General features: G+C 42.9%; 8 protein-coding genes. 4 read left to right on the plus strand and 4 right to left on the minus strand.

The features are described from left to right. The first annotated feature begins 68 nt into the window (after positions 1-68). On the plus strand, positions 69-1,775 hold the full coding sequence (mcrA, locus tag LUQ50_RS09245; protein ID WP_300039444.1) for a coenzyme-B sulfoethylthiotransferase subunit alpha: 1,707 nt from the start codon (positions 69-71) through the stop codon (positions 1,773-1,775). Positions 1,776-2,174: 399 nt separating this feature from the next. On the opposite strand, the gene LUQ50_RS09250 is transcribed toward mcrA, so the two are convergent. Beyond that, entirely contained in the window at positions 2,175-2,735 is a 561-nt protein-coding gene (locus LUQ50_RS09250; RefSeq protein WP_300039446.1) for a hypothetical protein, read from the minus strand. Positions 2,736-4,377: 1,642 nt separating this feature from the next. On the opposite strand from LUQ50_RS09250, the gene LUQ50_RS09255 reads away from it, so the two are divergent. Genes LUQ50_RS09255 through LUQ50_RS09265 form a run of 3 tightly spaced genes read left to right on the plus strand, consistent with a single transcriptional unit; the run spans position 4,378 to position 7,476 of the window. Then, positions 4,378-5,238: a radical SAM protein gene (locus tag LUQ50_RS09255; RefSeq protein WP_300039448.1), complete on the plus strand. Its 861-nt coding sequence runs from the start codon at positions 4,378-4,380 to the stop codon at positions 5,236-5,238. After that, positions 5,231-6,262, plus strand: a complete 1,032-nt coding sequence (locus LUQ50_RS09260; protein WP_300039450.1) for a hypothetical protein — start codon at positions 5,231-5,233, stop codon at positions 6,260-6,262. Before LUQ50_RS09255 ends, LUQ50_RS09260 begins: the two co-directional genes overlap by 8 nt. A gap of 2 nt (positions 6,263-6,264) precedes the next feature. Further along, on the plus strand, positions 6,265-7,476 hold the full coding sequence (locus LUQ50_RS09265) for a hypothetical protein (protein ID WP_300039452.1): 1,212 nt from the start codon (positions 6,265-6,267) through the stop codon (positions 7,474-7,476). On the opposite strand, the gene LUQ50_RS09270 is transcribed toward LUQ50_RS09265, so the two are convergent. The 3 genes from LUQ50_RS09270 to LUQ50_RS09280 all read right to left on the minus strand — a co-directional run. Next, a complete protein-coding gene (locus LUQ50_RS09270; RefSeq protein WP_300039454.1) occupies positions 7,469-8,482 on the minus strand; it encodes a hypothetical protein in 1,014 nt (337 codons plus the stop codon). The two genes, LUQ50_RS09265 and LUQ50_RS09270, sit on opposite strands and share 8 nt — an antisense overlap. Before the next feature lie 170 nt (positions 8,483-8,652). Beyond that, positions 8,653-9,108 (minus strand): nickel-responsive transcriptional regulator NikR, encoded by a 456-nt coding sequence (gene nikR, locus LUQ50_RS09275; protein WP_300039456.1) that lies wholly within the window; start codon positions 9,106-9,108, stop codon positions 8,653-8,655. 198 nt (positions 9,109-9,306) lie between these two features. Further along, a partial coding sequence (locus LUQ50_RS09280; RefSeq protein WP_300039458.1) for a methyl-coenzyme M reductase operon protein D occupies positions 9,307-9,526 on the minus strand: 220 nt, incomplete at its 5' end.

Consider the following 9,526-nt stretch of genomic DNA (forward strand, 5'->3'; position numbering starts at 1 on the left):
ATCGAGTACCTGCAGCGGATCCATACCCTCAGAACAAAATATGGGTTTATGCCCAGGGAGAATAAACAATGACCCATGTTGAGAAGTCACAGAGAAAATTCCTCAAAGCTCTCAAGGAAAAATTTGCTGGTCAGGATGTAGAGTCCCAGAAGACCAGTTTTTACCACTTTGACGGAGTTCACCAATCTCCGCGAAAACGGGAATTTATCAAGATCAACGAGGAGATTGTCAACAAACGAGGTATCTCCATGTATGATCCTGATCACTGTCACCTGGGTGGTATCCCGATGGGGCAGCGGCAGTTGATGACCTATGAGGTTTCCGGAACCGGTACCTTTGTGGAAGGGGATGATCTGCATTTTGTGAACAATTCTGCGATGCAGCAGATGTGGGATGATATCAGGCGTACCATCATCGTCGGGATGGATATGGCCCACAACACACTGCAAAAACGTCTCGGATTAGAGGTTACTCCTGAGACCATCAACGAATATTTGCACATTCTCAATCATGCATTGCCGGGTGGTGCCGTCGTACAGGAACATATGGTCGAGACCAATCCCGGTCTGGTTGATGACTGTTATGTAAAGATCTTCACCGGTGATGATGAGGTTGCCGACCAGATCGAGCCACAGTATCTCCTCAACATCGAGAAACTCTTTCCCAAAAAACAGGCCGAAATGCTGAAGGTTGAAGTCGGCAAATCGATGTATCAGGCAATTCACGTCCCCACCATCGTCGGCAGGGTCTGCGACGGAGGGACGACCAGCCGATGGTCGGCCATGCAGATCGGGATGTCATTCATTGCTGCCTACCGGACCTGTGCAGGAGAAGCAGCAGTAGCCGATCTCTCGTATGCTGCCAAACATGCCGGTGTCATCCAGATGGGTAGTCACCTGCCAGCCCGCCGGGCTCGTGGTCCGAATGAGCCGGGTGGAATAAAATTCGGTCTTTTCAGTGATATCATCCAGTCAAACCGGAAATATCCTGATGATCCTGCAAAAGCAGCTCTTGAGCAGGTTGCTGCCGGTGCGGTTCTGTTCGATCAGATCTGGCTCGGATCCTATATGTCAGGCGGGGTCGGGTTTACCCAGTACGCAACTGCTGCGTACACCGACAACATCTTAGATGATTACACGTACTATGGGATGGACTATCTCAAGGACAAGTACGGGTTTGATTATACCCAGCCTGGCCCTGACAAGACGATCAAACCAACCCAGGATATTGTAAACGATATCGCTACTGAAGTGACCATCTATGGTCTCGAACAGTATGAACAGTTCCCAACCCTTATGGAGGATCACTTTGGCGGGTCCCAGCGTGCTGCAGTTTTGGCCGCAGCATCCGGGATAAGTGTCTCGATGATGACCGGGAACTCCAATGCCGGTCTGAATGGATGGTACCTCTCGATGATTGTTCATAAGGACGCCTGGTCACGGCTCGGATTCTTTGGATACGATCTCCAGGATCAGTGCGGTTCATCGAACTCCCTTTCGATTGAACCTGACCGGGGAGCCATGGGTGAACTGCGGGGTCCGAACTATCCGAACTATGCAATGAACGTCGGTCACCAGGGGGAGTACGCCGCTATTGTGGGGGCTGCCCACTTCGGGCGGGCAGATCCGTTCTGCTATGATCCCAGGGTGAAGATCACGTTTGCGGATCCGTCTTTGAAGTTTGACTTTTCAGAGCCGAGAAAAGAGTTTGCCAGAGGAGCAATCCGGGAATTTGAACCGGCGGGGGAGCGATCCCTGATCATCCCAGCACGATAATATTTTTTTTACTCGTACATGTCCCTGTGCCGGGAGGGGAACCTCCTGGTTATATACATAACATGCAGGATACCAGTTTTTATTAGATCCTCAGTAATAACCATGAGAGGGTTGGGAGTTGTCCCATATTTTACCCCCTGAAACTGGCGAAGAACCAATTTTGAGAATCAATATTTGAACAATCCTACCAACCGGATAAACTTTTCATAATTACCTATAACCTCTATTTTATCAGGATTTTCTCTTTCGTAAGGTTGAAAATTCTGAATTTCATGTAATATTTTTTTCGATGTAATAATTGAAAATCGAGCCAATTGGAGGTACCTAATCCAAACAATCAGTAATCCGAGAGTATTTAGGAGGGTGATGCCAGTTGAAATGAGATAAAAAAAATTCATGTTACCGCTCCCCAAATTCTACATAATCAAGGACTTTCATCTTTCCATGAATAGAAGTCAGATCATCAAGAATGGCACTTTCATTAGAGGAGTGCTTCCCTATAATGATCAATCCCGACCCGTTAATGAGTGTTTTCGCAGAGGTTTTATCATCACTATTGGCCATACGGGATGAGATATATTCGGTATTGTCAAGCAGGCCTGATACGGTAATCTCATCAAATATTGGGCCTATTATCTCCGAGGGATTGAATACACACAATGGTGATTCTATTTCGTCAGGATTTCGGAGATGGTTAGTATATTCATCAATTCCAAGAGATCCGGAACTATTTACCATCGTTGAACTGACAACACCATTGGTGCTCTGTACTTCCCGATCAATTTGTGCCAAATTGGTAGTGAATATACTAATTTTATATGTTTGATTTTTGTCCATTGCTGTGGAATGAGTCCAGTATGACCCATCACAGACTGTTGAAGATGACATCACGTCCCCATTAGAACCACCACAGATTAGAAGATAACTCATCACGAAGAAAACAAACATGAGTTTTTTCATTTTTTTCACCACATTTCACCGATGGAGATAACTAACACGTTTCAATAAATCGTAACAGGAAAACCAAGGATCCAGAAAGGGAGATCCCTGAATTAGAATAATCAAAACTAATTCACGATTATCATAACTACTCCTTTGCGTACTCATCCTCCAATTCATTGAGATGAGAAGACGAACAATGAGTAAAGTCATTTTTGTCACGGAATTTTTTATAAAATTCACCATGTATTATCTCCTGCCCTCAAGGGCATAATGAACTCTTTAGATTACTATTTAGGATTGAGAGACTTTAAAAAAAGAACAAAAAATTTACGTAAATCAGGGGAAATAAAAAAATTGATTGAATTTTTTTAAGATTTTATACCTAATTTTTCTGGTGTTCTCCTGTTCTCAAAATTTTCCTTCCGGGCATTTTTCAAGACTCCCAGGATACCGATCAACGATCCTACACTTTCGAAGTCTTCGGCTTCCCTGATATGTCCAATACAAGTTTGGACACTGATGTCGTGAACAGATCTCAGCATTGGGTCGCATAAAATTGACCTTCTCACGGTTATTTGGGATGTAAATCCCGCTTGGTGGATATGTCTCAAACAAATAAACGATGAATTAAATAATTTCATGAAAATTATCCAATATCCTTGAGGATTGCCCCACCAGGTAGAATTTGATAGCGTTTCCACTGACGATTGGATAAAAACCAAAATTCTACTGTCCCGGGAACTGATCTCACTTTTACCAGTTCTGATAAACGATGAATATCCTCTGCGAATTGAATAATTCCAGGTTTTCGGGATCTTCTGATTCTTATAAACCGAATTTCCACATTGCCCTTCCATGCAATGAGATGAAAAATGGTTTCCGGACCCGTAGTTTTTTCTACCAAGTACCCATTATCCTGGAGGAAATGGCGAGCTGATGAACTGGCAATTCTATCATAGTGCTGATTTGAATTCATCACTCATCCTCAGGAAACAGGATGGATCACCTGGACAGGGTTCATCCGGTCCTTTTTTGCAGATGTAATCTGGATATGTTCCGAAAGATTGCATCCTAAAAAACCGGCACGTATTAGAAGTCATCACCACTCTCCCGGTTCGTTTCCGAAAAGTTCTCGTTGGATGGGGATAGTATAGATGATGATCTCCGTTCTTTGTTGCACATGTGGTAGTGGGTATTCATAGGGCGGGGGTCATTACCAGTCATCTGAATTCTCCTCATCCTGGCTTTTACCTGGATGAATCCATGTTTTCGTGTTCTTTTTTTGTGATTCAAGTAATCACCACAGAACAAAGAGGTCTTCTGCCTCGGAGTCTGCAAGATCGACATCATCAGATCTTTGTAAAAATGTTGCGCTTTATGTTAGAAAAACAGAAGAATCGTAATACTTTTTGATGATCTAATAACATTTACAAAACATACCGACTATCATCAGTATTTGTAGCAATTTTGTTAAATTTCTAGAGTAACTGTGTACGTTTTACTTGTTTTCAATGTGTTAGAATGAATATTCTTGATTTCTATGAAAAATGTTAAAAAATGTTCAATCAATTTGCCCGGATTTATAAATAGTCATCAATAATGGGCTAATTCAATACCCCCCAATCACACCTTTTTAATCGTCGGTATTATTCTGTAAGTGATGAGAACGAATCCACATTTTTCTTCTGAAGAATGTTGCCATCTGGATCTACATATTGTCGACTATTGCCAGTTGCAATGCAAGCATTGTTACCTCAGGCAAGGATCGACTGCAATGCAAATGGAGATGGTTTATGCTATCTGCAGGGATTTCATGAGTACGGATCTTCCAACGTTGCATCGCCGGATTATTCTAAACGGTGGAGATGCCCCCCTTCACCCGGATTTCCCGGAGATCTGCAAATGTATCAGAGAGATTTCCGGGTCGGTGGTTTTCAGTTCCAATGGCATTCTCATCAAAGACGTAATTCATCTGCTTCGAACATCGGATGCGATTCAGATCAGTATTGACGGAGACCAGGATACCCATGACTGTATCCGGGGAACGGGAAATTATGATGTCGCAGTTGAGGCATTACACCTGCTCAATGAACATCAGATTCCCCACAGTCTCTCATTTACAATTCACCGGGAAAACCTGTACTGTCTGGATCATATCATGGATCTTGCCATCCAGACCAAATCCGCTCTTTTGAACATCAATTGTTATTCACCAGTTATTGCTTGTGGCCTTGAGCCGATTTCGTATAACGACTGGATCCGGCTGAAAAAGAAGGCACGAATACATCTTGCCAGGTATGGGATTTCTGTTCCCATCGGATGCACCGAGACCGGCTGTATCGGGGGAATCCTCGGGGTCTCGATCCTTCCGGATGGGACATATTGGGACTGTTCGCGTAATCAGAAGGTGATCGGGAGATATCCGCAGAAGATCGGTGATGTTTTGGATTTGGGTAAGATTGCAGATGGATCGTGTAAAAATCAGTTTGAAACCTGTTTACGGAGAATAAAAAATGAGTAAAGTGTATGTTCTGGGATCCATACCCGGACAAGGAAAGACAACGACTGCGATAGCACTTGCTAAATATTTCAGAAATCAGGGAATGAAGGTTGCCAATCTACAGGCGATAAAGGGAAGACATGATGCCGGATTGTACATGAAAAATGACTGTTATCATTACTCTATCCCCCTGGAAGCAGCAAAAAGCAGGGAATCACTGGCGCAGTGGCTGCCGAAAGACTTTGATATCCATATCATCGAGGTTGGATTTCCCTATTCACCTCTTGGAGCTGCATACATTGACCGGTTTGATCGAGTCAATGAGATTATATCAGCTGAGCACATGGATGACTGGCCAGAGTTTATCAAGGGAAACATGCTGAAATGGTATACATGCTCGAAGATCCTGAAACTCTGGGATCTGTTCCATAGCAGAACGGTGCAACCGGTTATCACGAAAACTGAAGGAGATATCGGAAATCCTTGTGTTGATACCAACCAGGTGATTCATCATGTTGACAGTCTGGTGTACGATGAGATCGAACCGCTGATGGTTCTTCCCCGGAGTGAGAAGAAAGCCATTGCTGTAGGTACATTTCCTGCAGAGTTCTGGGATATTTATCCGGATCTGAAATGGCATCAGTATAACTATTCGGCGTTTACCGAAGCGGTGAAAGGAGGTTCGTATGATCTTGCGATTGTGGGAGGATGTGCAGATCAGTCTGTGAAACTAGATGTGGGAGGGTTTGATCTCCCAGTGATCTGTTACCAGCCATCCGCCTTGTCAGATCGGGTAGAGATGGACACTCATTTCGGGGGGCGAATATCATTGAACCCAGTACAGATGCTTGAGACGATCAAGGCACAACCGGTGGGCACTTCTCTTGCTCCGGCAAATGGTTCATATGGTAGGTTTAGCAACCGGTTCTGGGTGTTTCAGCGGTATTCAGGTGCTGATATCCTGGAAAAGGAAGGAAATGTCCTGTTCTGCAACGGTTGGGTACTGCCCCAGTATCTGATGAGAGAAGGACTTTTGGAGGTGTGAAAATGGGATGGGATGAAGTTCCGGTACTTGATTTAACAATTCAATGTCCATCAGATTCAAACACACCAACTCCGGGACATACCACCCGATCGTTTACTGCAACGACCAATATCAATGCGACGATATCGGCATATCTTCAGAAACAAGGTGAAAGTTCACAGTTTTTACGATCGATCACCGGACAGGCGATTGCCGTTGAGGTGACCATCAACAGGGGGTTAGGAGGGAATTATTTAATTATATTTATCGCTGAAGCCAACGGAATTCAAAAATCGGCGCAATGTTCATGGGTTGTTAAAGACAGTGCACCGGTTATAACCATGACCTGTCCTCCGGCAGGAACACTTGCATCTTCGTACCCGACATTTTGTGCAGCGGTTGATCAGTACGCCAATATCAGTCTATTCTTTGATGGTAGGTTCCAGACTTCGGTATACGGAACGGCATTGTGTTATACCCTACCGTTTATGGCTACGGCAGGAGAACATGTTATTTCGGTGAGTACAGAGAATATCAATGGGTTAAGCCAGGCGAGCTGCAATTGGACAGCAGAAGAAGAAGAGGCTTATTTACAGTTTGTGGAACATCACCCATCATTCAATACACCAATCATGTTAGAAGAGAATGATGGAACATATAATATTTCTCAAGACATATGGGGAGCGGTTAACAGACCCGCATCTGTCGTTCCCCAGTTTGAAAGCACCCATGTTTGGGCTGTCAAGGGTTCTGATCCAGTAACCAGGGTAATTACATTAAATACAACGACTATTGATGGCAATCGTGCGAAAGCAACTGATAATGTCACAGTTGGTGAGGAATGTATTGTAACTGTAACAATGTTGGCCTCTGCTTCAGGCCAGACTGCAACAACAACCTGGCAATTGGTATTCGTCAAGCCGATAGACGGATTGCATGATTCATACGTCTATGTTGACTCCCAGGGGAATGTCCATATCCATATCGGAGCAGACGATCTCCGGTTAATCCAGGCAATAATTACTCTTCTTGGAGAAGCAGGCAGTATCAGGAGTGAAATCGTTTCTGTTGTTGCAAACTCCCTCAATGCACTGCTGGACATATTATCATGGGCTACGATGGGTGACGGGGGGATAAACATCGTCATTCCGAAGACAACTGTTGATGTCTTCAACACCGGAGAAGGAGGAGGGGGAATATCGGTGAATGGGGAGCCTCACCATCTTTCTATTTAAATCCAAAAAAAATCAATATTTTTTTGAAGATGTTGTTATCGTCTTCATCATTATCAGTTCCAATACTACTTGATCCTGGTTCTGGGAAGATAAACACCCATGATGTTTCCGCAGTTTCCTGTTGATGGGTTGCATTAATGTAAACATAATACATACCTTCATCAGCTCCAGTTGTAGCACCAATACCCAGGGTAGATTCATTGTTAAGAAGAAAGGTTGATAATGGCTGAGTAAAATAAAAATGTAATGTTCCATTTGGATAAAGCAGATAGTGAGATTCATTCATACATACATTATCTCCACGGTTCACAATAACAGTAAAAGTATGATCATGGAAGTTAACACCATCATAAGTCTCCATCTTTTTTTCAACAACCGGGTATTGAGGGTCAATTGAGATAAACCTGAACACGTCATTATCTTTTGAGTAACTTTCTTTCTTTTCCGGCATGAACTGCGATTGATTGATACTTTTTGGCAAAGTTCCCGGATTTAATGTAACATCATGGACCACCCATAACCAGGAATGTTCGATCGTTTCTCTTCCATTTGTGGCATTGATCGTAACATTTATAAGTCCGGGGGACTTTGTAAATCCTTTTACTTTTCCTGTGACCGTATCAGTATTGAATGTTAGATTCTTAATTGGATAAGAGAAATTAGTTGGAGGATTAGAAGAGATATACTGTCTAGTGCCGACCATCGAGATATTTTTGTTCTCACTGACCGTAGCCGAGAAGTAATACTCAGATTTCTCTTCTTTCCCATTTTTTTCCAACCATGTTTCAACGATCGGCGTATTTGGATTGAAAGCGAGAAACCTCAAGGAAGAATTCATGTCAGACTGATTTTCAGCGGGTGAAACAAACATCACACCTGGATCTGTGCCCAAGTTTGTTCCAGCAAATACGAGCGGTACTAATAGCAAAAAACCCACTAGTGTGATAGAAAGAAGTTGTAGAAATTTACTCTTCATAATTTTTCCCTCATTATCAAAAATCTCCAAACAGAAACATGCCAATGGAAAAATGAATTTTTATCCAACCAACAATAACACAATATTTTTTATCAGACTTAAAAATTACTATATGTTGTCTGACTGGCGAAGAGGAATTTAGGCTCTTCGTTGTTTTAAGTGGGCAGATTAAAACTGACAAAGATCCATACAACGATTGGTTATCCTTCAAGGGGGATCGTTGTCAGTTTAACGGTTTCAACTCCCTTTTGTGCCATCAACCGTTCTGCTACTTCTTTCACTTCGTGTACACCTCCCCGTACCAGTAGTACCTCTACACACCGGGTATGAGACACATGCGAGTGAAGGGAAGCCTGAATTAATCCCATATAATCATGCTGAATATCAGTAATCGCCGCGATAAGTCCGCGTTGATGGTGATCGTACACAATGGTGATGACACCCTGCCTTTCGCCTGTTAACTCCCCCATCCATTTATAGTACCTGATATAGGATCTGATAGCATCTCTGATGCCTTCTGACCGGGAAGAATATCCTCGTGTTTTCAGAATCTTATCAAAACTATTCAACAAACTGGCCGGAAGAGAAACCCCAATTCGGGAGAGATCATTTTCCTGGATAGTATCGATTTCAGAATCTGAAAATAAATCGGACATGATGATACTATATGAGTCAATTAGTATAATTTAATTCGCATTATGAAAATCAGGATCCTGTGTTAAAACCGCATGATTTTCCCTGAAAAAATCATATTCAGCGAATCAATCACCAGAATCTACTAAAACCGGGGGTTAGAAAAATTATAGCCTGAAAACCCAATATATGCACTGGTAGATCTCTTCTTCCTGGGTTTGTCAGGCATTACATTGAGAATCCTGGTTAATGATAACCGGATCGATACGTTGCTTATAATCAGACAGGCCAATGAGATCATTGTCCGTCTCAGGTGTTTTCAGGAGATAATCTGAAAGGGATGCTTTAGTTTTCATAAACTTGCCAACCAGGATCTGAACCGACATACCCTCTAAAAATTCCACACTGAAATCTGCAACTTTCTCTATCACACTTTCATCA

The organism is Methanospirillum sp., from assembly GCF_028679455.1.
Classification (GTDB): domain Archaea; phylum Halobacteriota; class Methanomicrobia; order Methanomicrobiales; family Methanospirillaceae; genus Methanospirillum.